Origin of the sequence: Lelliottia sp. AC1 (assembly GCF_023278595.1) — a bacterium.
GTDB classification, from domain to species: domain Bacteria; phylum Pseudomonadota; class Gammaproteobacteria; order Enterobacterales; family Enterobacteriaceae; genus Enterobacter; species Enterobacter nimipressuralis.
Genome location: NZ_CP025699.1, coordinates 3,097,892 through 3,112,443, shown reverse-complemented (window position 1 = coordinate 3,112,443; position 14,552 = coordinate 3,097,892). Strand labels below are relative to the sequence as shown.

Sequence of the window (14,552 nt, the reverse complement as noted above, 5' to 3'; positions counted from 1 at the left end):
CTGATTACTCCGGCTTTTCTTTTAACGGGAAGCGCTGGCGCACCAGCACAAAGAACAGCGGCACGAAGTAAATGGCGAGAATAGTCGCGGAGATCATACCCCCCATTACGCCGGTCCCGACCGCGTGCTGGCTGCTCGAACCTGCGCCGGAACTGGTGGCCATCGGCAGGACGCCAAACACGAACGCCAGCGAGGTCATCAGGATTGGGCGCAGACGCTGACGGCAGGCGTGCAGCGTGGACGACAGCAGATCGTGGCCCTTCGAATTCATCTCATTGGCAAACTCAACGATCAGAATGGCGTTCTTCGCCGACAAGCCGATCACCGTCAACAGCCCCACCTGGAAGTAGACATCGTTCTCAAGCCCTCGCATCCAGGTGGCGAGCAGCGCGCCAATCACACCCAACGGTACCACCAGCATCACTGAGAACGGCACCGACCAGCTCTCATACAGAGCGGCCAGACACAGGAAGACGACCAGCAGTGAGACGGCATACAGGGCAGGGGCCTGTGCGCCAGACAGCCGTTCCTGATAGGACATGGCCGTCCACTCCAGGCCAAAACCAGCCGGTAGCTGCTGCACCAGTTTTTCCATGGTGTCCATTGCGGTACCGGTACTGACGCCCGGCGCGGCTTCGCCGACGATTTCGAGCGCCGAATAGCCGTTGTAACGCTCCAGTCGTGGAGAGCCGCTCTCCCAGTGAGAGGTGGCAAAGGCGGAGAAGGGCACCATGCCGCCGGAATTGTTACGCACATACCAGAGATTAATGTCGTCCGGCAGCATACGATAGGGCGCGGCGGCCTGAACGTAGACCTTCTTCACGCGGCCCCGGTCCATAAAGTCGTTCACATAGCTGGAGCCCCACGCGGTTTGCAGCGTGTCGTTGATATCATCAATAGATACGCCCAGCGCCTGCGCCTTGCGCTGATCGATATCAATCTGCAGCTGCGGGCTGTCATCCAGACCGTTGTGACGCACGCGGGTAAGCGATTTATCTTTCCCCGCCAGTTCGAGCAGCTGGTCGCGCGCGGCCATCAGCGCATCGTGTCCGACTCCGGCGTGATCCTGTAATTCCATATCAAAGCCAGCCGAACTGCCGAGGCCGCTGATTGCCGCCGGACTGCTGGCGAAAACGCGCGCTTCTTTGATGTGGCTAAAGGCTTTGGTGGCGCGCTCGATAATGGCGAAAGAGGAGCCGGTCGTGCTGTCGCGTTCGTCCCAGTTTTTCAGGCGCACGAACATACGGGCGACGTTCTGCCCGTTCCCGCCGGGGCCGGAACCGACCGTGGAGAACACCGACACAATATTGTCTTTCTCTTTGGTGAAGAAATAGGATTCGACGTTCTCAACCACCTTCAGCGTCTGCTGCTGGGTGGCCCCGCTCGGGAGCTGCACGGAGGTGATAAACATTCCCCGATCTTCCAGCGGCAGGAACGAAGTTGGCAGGCGCAGGAATAAGAAGACCATCCCGCCGAGCAGCAGAACGTAAATCAGCATCCAGCGCAGGCTGCGGTGCAGGATTTTCCCCACGCCCGCTTCGTATCGCGCTGCATTGCGGTTGAACATCCGGTTAAACCAGCCGAAGAACCCTTTTTGCCCGTGCTGTTCTCCCTTGTGTAACGGTTTGAGCAAGGTTGCGCAGAGGGCAGGGGTCAGGATCATCGCCACCAGCACCGACAGCACCATCGCCGAGACGATTGTTATCGAGAACTGGCGGTAAATTGCGCCAGTGGTGCCGCCAAAGAAGGCCATCGGCACAAAGACAGCGGAGAGCACCATCGCGATGCCGACCAGTGCCCCCTGTATTTGTCCCATCGATTTGCGCGTCGCTTCCCGCGGCGACAGCCCCTCTTCGCTCATGATGCGCTCGACGTTCTCCACCACCACGATGGCATCGTCCACCAGCAGGCCGATCGCCAGCACCATCGCAAACATGGTCAGGGTGTTGATGCTGTAACCAAAGGCATAGAGCACGGCAAAGGTGCCGAGCAGCACGACGGGAACGGCGATGGTCGGGATGAGCGTGGCGCGGAAGTTTTGCAGGAACAGGTACATCACGAGGAACACCAGCGCGATAGCTTCGAGCAGCGTTTTCACCACGTCCTCAATCGAGGCTTTCACGAAAGAGGTGGTTTCATAGGCAACTTTGTATTCCAGCCCATGCGGGAAATACTGGGACAGCTCATCCAGGCGGTCGATGACCAGCTTCGCGGTCGCCATTTCGTTCGCGCCGGAGGCCAGTTTTACCCCGATACCCGACGCCTGATTGCCGTTAAACCGGCTCAGGTAGTCGTACTTTTCGGCGCCCATTTCGACGGTGGCGACGTCGCCGAGCCGCACTTCGGAACCGTCCTGATTCACGCGCAGGGTGATATCGCGGAACTGCTGCGGCGTCTGGAGCAGGGATTGCGAGTTGATGGTGGCGTTCAGCGCCTGTTTATCCACCGACGGCGTACCGCCCAGTTGCCCGACGGCGATTTGCGCGTTCTGGGATTTGATGGCGTTAGTCACATCGGTGGCGGTCATCTGCACGCTGTTCAGCTTCGCCGGGTCCAGCCAGATGCGCATGGAATACTGTGAGCCATAGGCGTCGATATCGCCGACGCCGTTGATACGGCTTAAGGGGTCCTGAATATTACTGGCAACGTAGTCCGAGATATCCTGCTTATCCATCGAGCCGTCGGTCGACACGAAGGCGATGGTCAGGATGTTGGAATCCCCGGTTTTACGCACCGTCACGCCCTGGTTCTGCACCGCCTGCGGCAGCTTACGCATCGCCGACTGCAGCTGGTTTTGCACCTGCTGCACCGCTTCATCGGGATCGGAACCGGCGGTAAAGCTTAACGTCACCGTCGCCTGGCCAGTCGCGCTGCTCTGGGACGACATGTACATCAGGTTATCCAGCCCGGTCATGTTCTGTTCAATCACCTGAGTGACCGTATTTTCCAGCGTTTGCGCCGATGCGCCCGGGTAGTTCGCGGTAATACGCACGTTCGGCGGAGCCAGGTCGGGGTATTGCTCCACAGGTAAAGACAAAATAGCGAGAGTGCCCGTCAGACATAAAATAATTGCCAGCACCCAGGCAAAAATGGGGCGATCAATGAAAAAATTCGCCATTAAAGTAAGACCTCGTAAGCTTGCATCGTTATTGTTTATTGCCCGCTTAACTCTAGCGGCAAGGCGGATGCCAAACGTGGAGAAAAAAAGGAGATAGTGTAAATTATCATGCGCATTTACAGCGCCTTGTTAACTTTCCGCCCTGTCGATTATTACCTGGTGGCGTCGCATCGGCATGACGGTTTCCGGCAATTTACCGTTATTTACCCGCTTCAGGTTCCGGCGTGCGAAAACGAATACACACCTGCGTCCCGCCATTTTGCGGCTGCGAGAAGCCGAGCGTGCCGCCCAGTCGCTCCGCACGTTCGCGCATAATGTTCAGGCCGTAATGCCCAGGCGGTTCGCTGGCGTCGCCGATCCCAATGCCATTATCCCGAATATAGACCGTGTGCTCGCCATCCGGTGCGGTCACGCAACTGACCGTAATCACCGTCGCGTCGGCATGTTTGATGGCGTTCAGCACCGCTTCACGCACGATCTGCAGCAGATGAACCTGCTTTTGCGCATCCAGCGCCAGGGACGAGAGACGACAGTCCAGCTCCAGTTTCGCACTGGTCTGGCTTTGCAGCCCTTCGAGTGCCTCTTGCAAAGCCGCGGGAAGATTGGAGTGGTTCAGCGTCAGGCGGAAGGTGGTCAACAGCTCGCGGAGCTGGCGCCAGGCGTTATTCAGCTCGCGCGAGAAGTCGGTGATGATGGTTTGCGCCGGGACGTTATCGTCCGGCACCGCACGCTTGAGCAGCGCCAGCTGAATGCGCAGGTAGGAGAGCACCTGCGCCAGCGAGTCGTGCAATTCGCGGGCAATGGTGGCGCGCTCTTCCATCAGCAGCAACTGCTGGAAATGCTTTTGCGCCTGATTGAAATAGAGCCCGCGCCCAAGCATCGTCGCCACGTTTTTCATCAGCGGCTCAGGCACGATGTTCTCGCTCTGCCAGCGCAGCTCACCGAAGCGCGTCTCCTGCATAACTACCGGCAGGGTGAAGGTCTGCAGTTCCGCTTTTTTCACCCCTTCACACAGCTGCCAGTTGTCGCTGGCCTGCAGTTCCAGATAGCTCATTCCCGTATATTCCTGAACCATCTGGATGATATGGCGGAAACTATGGGGGTCTATCTGGCTGGTATTCAGCGCCTGAGAGCACTTGAACAGCATTTCGAGCTGCTGATGGGCTTCGTTCAGGTGCCGGGTCTTCTCTTCGACGGTAATTTCCAGCGAGCGATAGTGTTTATGTAGCTCGGCGGACATATGGTTGAAGGTGCGCGAGAGCAGCCCCAGCTCGTTGGGCAGGTGCGTGTCCTCGGCCTGAATGTCGAAATTCCCCTGTTCCATTTTCTGGCTGGCGAACACCAGATGATTGAGCGGTGCGACCACCTCCCGGCGGATCCCGCGCAGGGTCATTACCACCAGCAGCAAAATCCCCACGCCGCCCGCCAGGGAAATGGCGACCACCAGCTGCATTTTATGTTCTGCATAGTGCTGAAGAGCCAGCACGAAGGTGTCTATACGCTCCACATATTGCTGAATATGGTCCTGATACCAGGTTTTATCTCCCGCTTCGAGATGGCTGTCCATCTCGGCCCACGCCAGCTGCAGCTGCTGATATCCCGTTTTCACTGACGCCGGTACAAACCAGCGATCGAGTTCTTGCAGGACGGGCAAGTTCAGGGTGTTTTGCCAGTGGAGACGGTGGGCGGAAAAATCAGCGCTGTTGCGCTCCAGATCGTAGCCGAGCCGGTAACTCTGCATGCGTAAAGAGCCTGCAATATTAATGGCTTCGGCATCGCGCAGACTGCTGGCAAGCGTCATCAACGCAATGCCGCTGGTCAGAACGGAGAGCAAAATAATGGAGATGAAAGCCCGGGCCAGGCTTCCTGATACAGGACGTTTAACGATCACAACTCGGCTTCCTGAATGTAACTGAAACGCAATTTCACCTGCGATGAAATAAATTGATCTGCCGCAGGGATGTCGTCATTAGTCCCATAACTTGGGCAAATGACCATTGCCTGGGACTATCGGGGTCGTCAATATTCTTATAAAAAATAGGGTTAATGCTACCAGAACAGGTGCCTTTATGAATCGTTTTATTATGGCCGATAACCTGCAATGTATTGGCTGTCACGCCTGCGAAGTCGCCTGCGTGATGGCGCACAATCATGAACAACATGTTTTAAGCCAGCGCCAGTTTATCCCGCGCATTACGGTGCTGAAAGAGGGTAAACGGCGCAGCGCGGTCACTTGTCATCACTGCGAAAACGCCCCCTGCGCGCAAAGCTGCCCCAATGGGGCGATTGCTAAAAGCCACGACAGCGTACAGGTGAATCAGCAAAAATGCATTGGTTGCAAAGCCTGTGTGGTCGCCTGTCCGTTTGGCACGATGGAGATCGTAGTCACACCCGTGTCCGACGGACAGGTCAAAGCCACGGCGCACAAATGCGATTTGTGCCACGACAGGCCGCAGGGCCCGGCGTGCGTGGAGAATTGTCCGGCAGATGCCCTGACGCTGGTGACGCCAGACGTGCTGCATCGTCTGGCGAAAGCCCGCCGTTTGCGCGCTGCCTGCCAGGAGGCTCAGCCGTGGCACAGCGAGGCAACGCCGGTTGCGTCACCGCACACCAAAATCCAGCAAATGCAGGCCCTCACGGCGCGCGGCGAGCCGGATAAGCTCAGCCCGCAGGCGCGTGCAGACAATTTCGATGAAATCTATCTGCCGTTTCGCGCAGAGCAGGCGCACCGCGAAGCGGCACGCTGCCTGAAATGCGGAGAGCACTCCATCTGCGAATGGACCTGTCCGTTGCACAACCACATTCCGCAGTGGATCGAGCGCGTAAAAGCCGGGGATATCGACGCGGCGGTGGAACTGTCCCATCAGACCAACTGTTTGCCGGAAATCACCGGACGCGTCTGTCCGCAGGACCGATTGTGCGAAGGGGCCTGCACGGTACGTGATGAATCCGGCGCGGTAACCATTGGTAATATCGAACGCTACATCTCTGACCAGGCGCTGGCGGCAGGCTGGCGGCCCGATTTGACCGGCGTCGCCTCCGTCGATAAGCGTATTGCGATTGTTGGCGCAGGCCCGGCGGGGCTGGCCTGTGCCGACGTGCTGATCCGCCACGGCGTGAGCGTCACGGTCTATGACCGGCACCCGGAGATCGGCGGATTACTCACCTTTGGCATTCCGGCGTTCAAACTGGATAAATCCCTGCTGGCACGGCGACGGGAGATTTTCACCGCCATGGGAATACAGTTCGAACTCAACTGTGAAGTGGGTAAAGACCTGCCGATGTCTCAGCTGCTCGGCGAATACGACGCGGTGTTTGTCGGCGTGGGAACCTATCGCTCGATGAAAGCGGGCATTCCGCACGAAGATGCGCCGGGAGTGTACGACGCCTTACCTTTCCTGGTGGCGAATACCCGCCATCTGATGGGGCTGGCGGCCTCAGCGTCCGAACCCTTTATCGATGTCGCCGGATTAAACGTGGTGGTACTCGGCGGCGGGGATACGGCGATGGACTGTGTGCGCACCGCGCTGCGCCATCAGGCGGCAAAAGTAACCTGCGCCTATCGTCGGGATGAGGCCAACATGCCTGGCTCGAAAAAAGAGGTCAAGAACGCCAAAGAGGAGGGGGCGCACTTTGAATTCAACGTGCAGCCCGTCGAACTGGTTCTGGATGCGTCGGGCAAGGTGAACGGCATTCGCCTGCTGCGCACCCGGCTTGGTGAACCGGATGCGCAGGGGCGGCGGCGTCCGGTGCCTGTCGAGGGGAGCGAGTTTGTGATGCCTGCTGATGCGGTGATCATGGCGTTTGGCTTTAACCCGCACTCGATGCCGTGGCTACAGGCGCAGGGGGTGAACGTCGACGACTGGGGGCGCATCGTGGCGAGTGTGGACAGCCCCTATCGCTACCAGACCAGCCATCCGCAGATTTTTGCCGGCGGTGACGCGGTGCGCGGTGCTGATCTGGTGGTTACGGCAATGGCCGAAGGGCGTCACGCCGCACAAGGGATGATGGACTGGCTGCAAATCAGACGGCCAAATTCCCACTAATCAGCGGGGCGACAAAGCGGGCTTCTCGGCGTACTATGAATCACTCATTACGTCCTGGAGCCCGTATGAGCCTGAAAATTGAGATCATCAAAGATAAAATCCTCTCAGAAAATTATTTTGTCCTGCGCAACATTACCTACGATTTAACTCACCACGGTGAAGTGGTCCGCCACAAGCGCGAAGTCTACGATCGCGGCAACGGTGCCACCATCCTGTTATACAGTCGTGAAAAGCAAACCGTCGTGCTGATCCGCCAGTTCCGCATCGCGACCTGGGTGAATGGCAACCCGGACGGACGCCTGATTGAAACCTGCGCCGGGCTGCTGGATAACGACGAACCCGAAGTCTGTATCCGCAAGGAAGCCATCGAAGAAACGGGCTTTGAAGTGGGAGACGTCACGAAGCTTTTTGAGCTGTACATGTCCCCCGGCGGCGTGACGGAGCTTATCCACTTCTTTATCGCCGAATACACCGACGCACAGCGCAGCAACGCGGGCGGCGGCGTTGAGGACGAAGCCATCGACGTGCTGGAAATTCCTTATACGCAGGCGCTGGAAATGGTAAAAAACGGTGAAATTCGCGATGGTAAGGCGTTGATACTGCTCCAGTATTTACAGCTGTCTGGCCTAATGTCTTGATTAATAAACTATCGCTAAATCATAATCCAGATAAATCTATCCGATAAATCCGATTGAGCAACCCCGGACAGAACACGAAGATACAGCCAGTTTTCGAGTTTCTGCTTCCGGGATTGTGCCTTCCATGCGTCACAGCATTCTTCTTTTTTTACTCCTCAGCATACTGCCTCTGCCACTGGTTTGGGCGGCGCCTGCACAGCAGTCGTTTTCTGACTGGCAGGTCACCTGCAACAACCAGAACTTTTGCGTCGCGCGCAATACCGGTGAGCATCAGGGGCTGGTGATGACGCTAAGCCGCAGCGCGGGGGCCAAAACGGATGCCAATCTGCGGATTGATCTGGGGGGGCTGGAAACGTCGCCGGTGAAAGAAGCGCCCATCGCGCCGCGTCTGCTGCTGGACGGTGCGCCGTTGTCGCTGGATGCGCAGCGCTGGAAGCTGTCGCCGTGGCATCTGGTGACCGATGATACTGCGACTATCGCCGCCTTTCTGAAAACCATACAGGAAGGGGAGGCGCTGACGCTTAAAGGCGGAAAACAGATTGTCTCTCTGGCCGGGCTGAAGGCGGCGTTATTGTTTATTGATTCCCAGCAAAAACGTGTGGGAAGCGAAACTGCGTGGATTAAAAAGGGCGACGAACCGCCGCTGAGCGTGCCACCGGCTCCGGCGCTGAAAGAGGTCGCGGTGGTCAATCCGACGCCGACGCCCCTGACGCATGAAGAGCTGAACGATCTGCTGGATTACGGCAGCTGGCGCATGAACAACAGCCAGTGTTCGCTCGACCCTAACCGTCGCGAAGTGCGGGTGATGGCCTTAACGGATGACAAAGCGTTGCTGATGATAAGCTGCGAAGCGGGGGCCTACAACACGGTGGATCTGGCGTGGCTGGTGTCGCGTAAAAAGCCGTTTGCCGCCCGAACCGTGCGGCTGCGCCTGCCGTTTGTCTCGTCGAGCGAGAGCAGCGAGATGGAGCTGATGAATGCCCGCTTTGATGAGAAAACGCGTGAACTGACGACCCTGGCGTTAGGGCGTGGCATGGGCGACTGCGGTATCCAGACCCGCTGGCGTTTTGACGGCCAGCGTTTTCGTCTGGTACGGTATGCCGAAGAGCCGAGCTGCGATAACTGGCATGGGCCAGATGCCTGGCCCACGTTGTGGATTACGCGCTAACCTGCTCGGTACGGTCTTACTGTCGTGCAGCAGCGCGCACTTCAGTGCGAACTACAGCACGCCGAGCGCCTTCTCGACCACGTTCTCAACCGTAAAGCCAAAGTACGGGAACAGCTTATCCGCCGGTGCCGATTCACCGTACCCCGTCATCCCGACGATAGCCCCTTTCAGGCCGACATATTTGTACCAGTAGTCGGCAATCCCCGCCTCCACGGCCACGCGCGCGGCGACGTTTGAAGGGAGCACGGATTCCCGGTAGGCCTCATCCTGCGCATCAAAAATATCCGTCGAAGGCAGAGACACCACGCGAACGGCGTGTCCTTCGGCGGTAAGCTTCTCCGCCGCTTTCACCGTGATTTCAATTTCCGAACCTGTCGCAATCAAAATCACATCCGGCTTACCGCCGCTGTCTTTCAGGATGTAACCCCCACGGGCGATATTTTTTACCTGCTCCGGCGTACGCTCGATCTGCGCCAGATTCTGACGCGACAGGATCAGCGCCGTCGGCCCGGTGTGGCGCTCCACCGCCAGCTTCCAGCCGACAGCCGCTTCGACCTGATCGCAAGGCCGCCAGGTGCTGAAGTTTGGCGTCAGGCGCAGGCTGGCGAGCTGTTCAACCGCCTGGTGCGTCGGACCGTCTTCCCCCAGTCCGATGGAGTCGTGGGTGTAGACCATAATCTGCCGCGCTTTCATCAGCGCCGCCATACGCGCCGCATTACGGGCATACTCGACGAACATCAGGAAGGTGGCGGTGTAAGGGACAAATCCGCCGTGATGGGCGATACCATTCGCGATGGCCGTCATCCCGAACTCGCGCACGCCGTAGTGGATGTAGTTTCCGGAGATATCCTCTTTCAGGGAGGTCGAGCCGGACCAGATCGTCAGGTTACTTGGGGCCAAGTCCGCCGAGCCGCCCAGCAGCTCCGGCAGGATCGGGCCGATGACGTTAAGGGTATTTTGCGACGCTTTACGGGTGGCGATTTTCGCCGGATTGGCCTGGAGATCGTCAATCAGCGCCTGAGTTTTCGCTTCCCACTCGTCCGGCAGGCCGCCGCTCATGCGTCGTGAGAACTCAGCCGCCAAATCAGGATGCGCCTTTTTGTAAGCGCTGAATTTTTCATTCCACGCCTGCTGGGCTTTTTCGCCGTCCTCGCGTGCGTCCCAGGCTTTGTAAATCTCTTTCGGGATCTCAAAGGCCGGGTATTTCCAGCCCAGTTTCTGCCGCGTCAGCGCCACTTCCTCTTCACCCAGCGCCGCGCCGTGCGCCTCCTCTTTGCCCGCTTTGTTAGGGGAACCGAAGCCAATCACCGTACGGCAGATAATCAGCGACGGTTTGTCCTTCACGCTCTGGGCTTCAAGAATCGCTTTCTTGATTGCTTCCGGGTCGTGGCCGTCGATTTCATGCACCACATGCCAGTGATAGGCCTCGAAGCGTTTTGCCGTATCGTCGGTGAACCAGCCTTCGGTCTCCCCGTCGATGGAAATGCCGTTGTGATCGTAAAAACCGATCAGTTTGCCAAGCCCAAGCGTCCCCGCCAGCGAGCAGACCTCGTGGGAAATCCCCTCCATCAGACAGCCGTCGCCCATAAATACGTAGGTGAAGTGATCGACAATCTCATGATCCGGCTGGTTGAACTGCGCGCCCAGCGTACGTTCGCCAATCGCCAGCCCGACGGCGTTCGCCAGCCCCTGGCCGAGGGGACCGGTGGTGGTTTCCACGCCCGGCGTATAGCCCAGCTCCGGGTGGCCTGGCGTTTTAGAGTGCAGCTGACGGAAGTTTTTCAGCTCTTCGAGCGGCAGGTCGTAGCCGGAAAGGTGCAGCAGGCTATACAACAGCATCGAGGCGTGACCGTTAGAGAGAATAAAGCGGTCGCGGTCATACCAGGTTGGGTCCGTCGGGTTGTGTTTCAGGAAGTCATTCCACAGCACTTCGGCGATATCGGCCATGCCCATCGGCGCGCCGGGGTGGCCAGAATTGGCTTTTTGTACCGCATCCATGCTGAGGGCGCGAATGGCATTGGCTAGCTCTTTACGGGACATAATTCACTCCATGGCATGATTACAGTTTGGCGGCGAGAAGATCTTCCAGTTTGCGCTGGTCAACGGCGAAAAGGCGGATGCCTTCGGCCAGTTTATCCACGGCCATCGCGTCCTGATTATGTTCCCAGCGGAACTCGGCTTCGGTGAGCGGCTTCGGTTTTGGCAGGACGGTTGAGGTCGGGATGAGCTTACGCACCACCGGTTCTTCTTTTTCCTGCAGATCTTTCAGCAGATTAGGGGAGATGGTCAGACGGTCGCAGCCTGCCAGCGCCAGGATCTGCTCGGTGCGACGGAAGCTGGCCCCCATCACGATGGTTTCATAGCGGTGCTGTTTGAAGTAATCGTAGATATTACGCACCGATTTCACGCCCGGATCCTCTTCCACCACGTACGGGTCCATCGGCTGTTTCGCCTGATACCAGTCGTATATACGGCCAACAAACGGCGAGACGAGGAACACGCCCGCTTCGGCGCAGGCACGTGCCTGGGCAAAGGAGAACAGCAGCGTCAGGTTGCAGTTGATCCCCTCTTTTTCCAGCACTTCGGCGGCGCGAATGCCCTCCCAGGTGGAGGCGAGTTTAATCAGAATGCGCGATTTATCGATATCCTGCTCCTGGTACAGCTCAACCAGGCGGCGCGCTTTGGCGATGCTCTTTTCTTTGTCAAACGACAGGCGTGCGTCCACTTCCGTCGAGACGCGTCCAGGGATGCTTTTCAGAATTTCCGCACCGATATTGACCGCCAGTTTGTCGCTGGCCTCCGCCACTTTCTGCTCCTGAGTTTTGCCGCGCTGTTTGCCGTAGTCGATGGCGTCATCGATCAGGTGGCTAAAGTGCGCAAGGCCGGCCGCCTTCAGCAGCAGTGACGGGTTGGTGGTCGCATCTTCCGGTTGATAGTGGCGGATGGACTCGATATCGCCGCTGTCGGCGACCACCGTGGTGAATTGTTTGATGCCGTCTAATTGATTCATGGAAATGACTCCTTAGAAATAACAGAGTTAAGCGAGTGCGTTCGTTCACACTTCTGCGAAATACATGACGTACTTAACAAAAAAGCATAGCAGACGGGGGAGGCATTGCTTTCGGGAGTGGGTAACATGGTTGTTATAAATTGATAACAAATTTTGCCCTGCGATGGTGAGAGTTTGGCTGCCTTCAAAGTTTGAACCGTCCGCAGGGGCGATACTATGCGCCACTCCAGGGTGAGCATCAGGAACGTGAGTACGCCACCCTTTTTGATCGATACGTGAAAGGAACAATAAGATGGATGATCAGTTAAGACAGAGTGCCCTCGATTTTCATCAATTCCCTGTACCGGGCAAAATCCAGGTTTCCCCCACTAAGCCACTCGCCACGCAGCGCGATCTGGCGCTGGCCTATTCACCCGGCGTTGCCGCGCCTTGCCTTGAGATCGAAAAAGATCCGTTAGCGGCCTACAAATACACCGCTCGCGGCAACCTGGTGGCGGTCATTTCCAACGGCACCGCGGTGCTCGGGCTGGGCAATATCGGGGCGCTGGCCGGTAAGCCGGTGATGGAAGGGAAGGGCGTACTGTTCAAGAAATTCGCCGGTATCGACGTGTTTGATATTGAAGTGGATGAGCTGGACCCGGACAAATTTATTAACGTTGTGGCCGCGCTGGAGCCTACCTTTGGCGGCATCAACCTTGAAGACATCAAAGCGCCGGAATGTTTCTACATTGAGCAGAAACTGCGTGAACGTATGAACATTCCCGTGTTCCACGATGACCAGCACGGTACGGCGATCATTAGTACGGCGGCCATTTTGAACGGACTGCGCGTGGTCGAGAAAAATCTCTCTGATGTGCGCATGGTTGTTTCCGGCGCGGGTGCGGCAGCGATTGCCTGTATGAACCTGCTGGTGGCGCTGGGCATGCAGAAACATAACATCGTGGTCTGTGATTCGAAAGGCGTTATCTATAAAGATCGCGAGCCGAACATGGCGGAAACCAAAGCCGCCTACGCGGTGGTGGATGACGGCAAACGCACGCTGGACGATGTAATTGAAGGGGCGGATATCTTCCTCGGCTGCTCTGGCCCGAAAGTGCTGACCCCGGAAATGGTCACGAAAATGGCGCGTGCGCCTATGATCCTGGCGCTGGCAAACCCGGAGCCGGAAATCCTGCCGCCGCTGGCGAAATCCGTGCGTGAAGACGCCATTATCTGTACTGGCCGTTCCGACTATCCAAACCAGGTCAACAACGTGCTGTGCTTCCCGTTCATCTTCCGCGGTGCGCTGGACGTGGGTGCCACGGCGATAAACGAAGAGATGAAGCTCGCGGCTGTCCATGCGATTGCGGAGCTGGCCCATGCGGAGCAGAGCGAAGTGGTGGCCTCGGCGTATGGCGATCAGGATCTGAGCTTCGGCCCGGACTACATCATTCCGAAACCGTTCGACCCGCGTTTAATCGTCAAAATCGCCCCGGCCGTTGCCAAAGCGGCGATGGATTCCGGCGTGGCGACGCGCCCGATTGAGGACTTCGACGCTTATATCGATAAGCTGACCGAGTTTGTCTACAAAACGAACCTGTTCATGAAGCCGATCTTCTCGCAGGCGCGCGCCGACGCTAAACGCGTGGTGCTGGCCGAAGGCGAAGAGGCGCGTGTGCTGCATGCGACGCAGGAGCTGATCACCTTGGGGCTGGCGAAACCGATTCTGATTGGTCGTCCGAGCGTGATCGAAATGCGCATCCAGAAACTCGGTCTGCAGATCAAACCGGGTGTCGATTTTGAGATCGTGAACAACGAATCGGATCCGCGCTTCAAAGAGTACTGGAGCGAGTACTACAGCATTATGAAGCGCCGGGGGATCACTCAGGAGCAGGCGCAGCGCGCGGTGATCAGCAACACCACGGTGATCGGTGCGATCATGGTTCATCGTGGTGAAGCTGACGCCCTGATCTGCGGGACGATTGGCGATTATCACGAGCACTTCAGCGTGGTGCAGGAGATCTTTGGCTATCGCGACGGCGTGCATACGGCGGGGGCGATGAATGCGCTGCTGCTGCCAAGCGGTAACACCTTTATTGCCGACACCTACGTCAACGACGATCCGACGCCGGAAGAGCTGGCGGAAATCACCGTGATGGCGGCGGAAACCGTCCGTCGTTTTGGTATCGAACCGAAAGTGGCGCTGCTGTCGCACTCTAACTTTGGTTCATCCAAATCTGCGGCGGCCTGCAAAATGCGCCAGACGCTGGAGCTGGTGCGTGAACGCGCGCCAGAGCTGATGATTGATGGTGAGATGCACGGCGATGCCGCGCTGGTTGAGAGTATCCGTAACGAGCGGATGCCGGACAGCCCACTGAAAGGCTCGGCGAACGTGCTGATTATGCCGAACGTGGAAGCGGCGCGTATCAGCTATAACCTGCTGCGTGTTTCCAGTTCTGAAGGGGTGACCGTGGGGCCGGTACTGATGGGCGTCGCAAAACCGGTACATGTGTTAACGCAGATTGCGTCCGTGCGTCGTATCGTCAACATGGTTGCGCTGGCGGTAGTCGAAGCACAGACGCAGCCGCTGTAA

General features: G+C 57.7%; 8 protein-coding genes. 4 read left to right on the top strand and 4 right to left on the bottom strand.

Features of this window, described 5'->3' with window-relative positions:
• Positions 1-4 precede the first annotated feature (4 nt).
• Both acrD and narQ read right to left on the bottom strand, forming a co-directional pair.
• On the bottom strand, positions 5-3,118 hold the full coding sequence (gene acrD / locus C0560_RS14735) for a multidrug efflux RND transporter permease AcrD (protein WP_100779356.1): 3,114 nt from the start codon (positions 3,116-3,118) through the stop codon (positions 5-7).
• A 199-nt stretch (positions 3,119-3,317) separates the two neighbouring features.
• Positions 3,318-5,009 carry a nitrate/nitrite two-component system sensor histidine kinase NarQ gene (gene narQ, locus C0560_RS14730; RefSeq protein WP_248858863.1) on the bottom strand — a complete coding sequence of 564 codons (1,692 nt, stop codon included), beginning with the start codon at positions 5,007-5,009 and terminating at the stop codon, positions 3,318-3,320.
• Between the two features lie 178 nt (positions 5,010-5,187).
• Here narQ and aegA point away from each other — a divergent pair, with 178 nt between their 5' ends.
• The 3 genes from aegA (at position 5,188) to C0560_RS14715 (ending at position 8,970) form a co-directional block, all read left to right on the top strand.
• Positions 5,188-7,164: a formate-dependent uric acid utilization protein AegA gene (gene aegA / locus C0560_RS14725; RefSeq protein WP_248858860.1), complete on the top strand. Its 1,977-nt coding sequence runs from the start codon at positions 5,188-5,190 to the stop codon at positions 7,162-7,164.
• Positions 7,165-7,229: 65 nt separating this feature from the next.
• Entirely contained in the window at positions 7,230-7,802 is a 573-nt protein-coding gene (gene nudK / locus C0560_RS14720) for a GDP-mannose pyrophosphatase NudK (protein ID WP_181826641.1), read from the top strand.
• A 124-nt stretch (positions 7,803-7,926) separates the two neighbouring features.
• Positions 7,927-8,970 (top strand): DUF1176 domain-containing protein, encoded by a 1,044-nt coding sequence (locus tag C0560_RS14715; RefSeq protein ID WP_102104953.1) that lies wholly within the window; start codon positions 7,927-7,929, stop codon positions 8,968-8,970.
• A gap of 51 nt (positions 8,971-9,021) precedes the next feature.
• On the opposite strand, the gene tkt is transcribed toward C0560_RS14715, so the two are convergent.
• Together tkt and tal are read right to left on the bottom strand one after the other, a co-directional pair.
• Entirely contained in the window at positions 9,022-11,010 is a 1,989-nt protein-coding gene (tkt, locus tag C0560_RS14710; RefSeq protein WP_248858858.1) for a transketolase, read from the bottom strand.
• Between the two features lie 19 nt (positions 11,011-11,029).
• The gene (gene tal / locus C0560_RS14705; protein ID WP_100779362.1) at positions 11,030-11,980 is read right to left on the bottom strand and encodes a transaldolase; all 951 of its coding nucleotides are present in this window, start codon (positions 11,978-11,980) and stop codon (positions 11,030-11,032) included.
• Between the two features lie 292 nt (positions 11,981-12,272).
• Between tal and maeB the strand changes: the two genes are divergently transcribed.
• On the top strand, positions 12,273-14,552 hold the full coding sequence (gene maeB / locus C0560_RS14700) for an NADP-dependent oxaloacetate-decarboxylating malate dehydrogenase (RefSeq protein ID WP_102104951.1): 2,280 nt from the start codon (positions 12,273-12,275) through the stop codon (positions 14,550-14,552).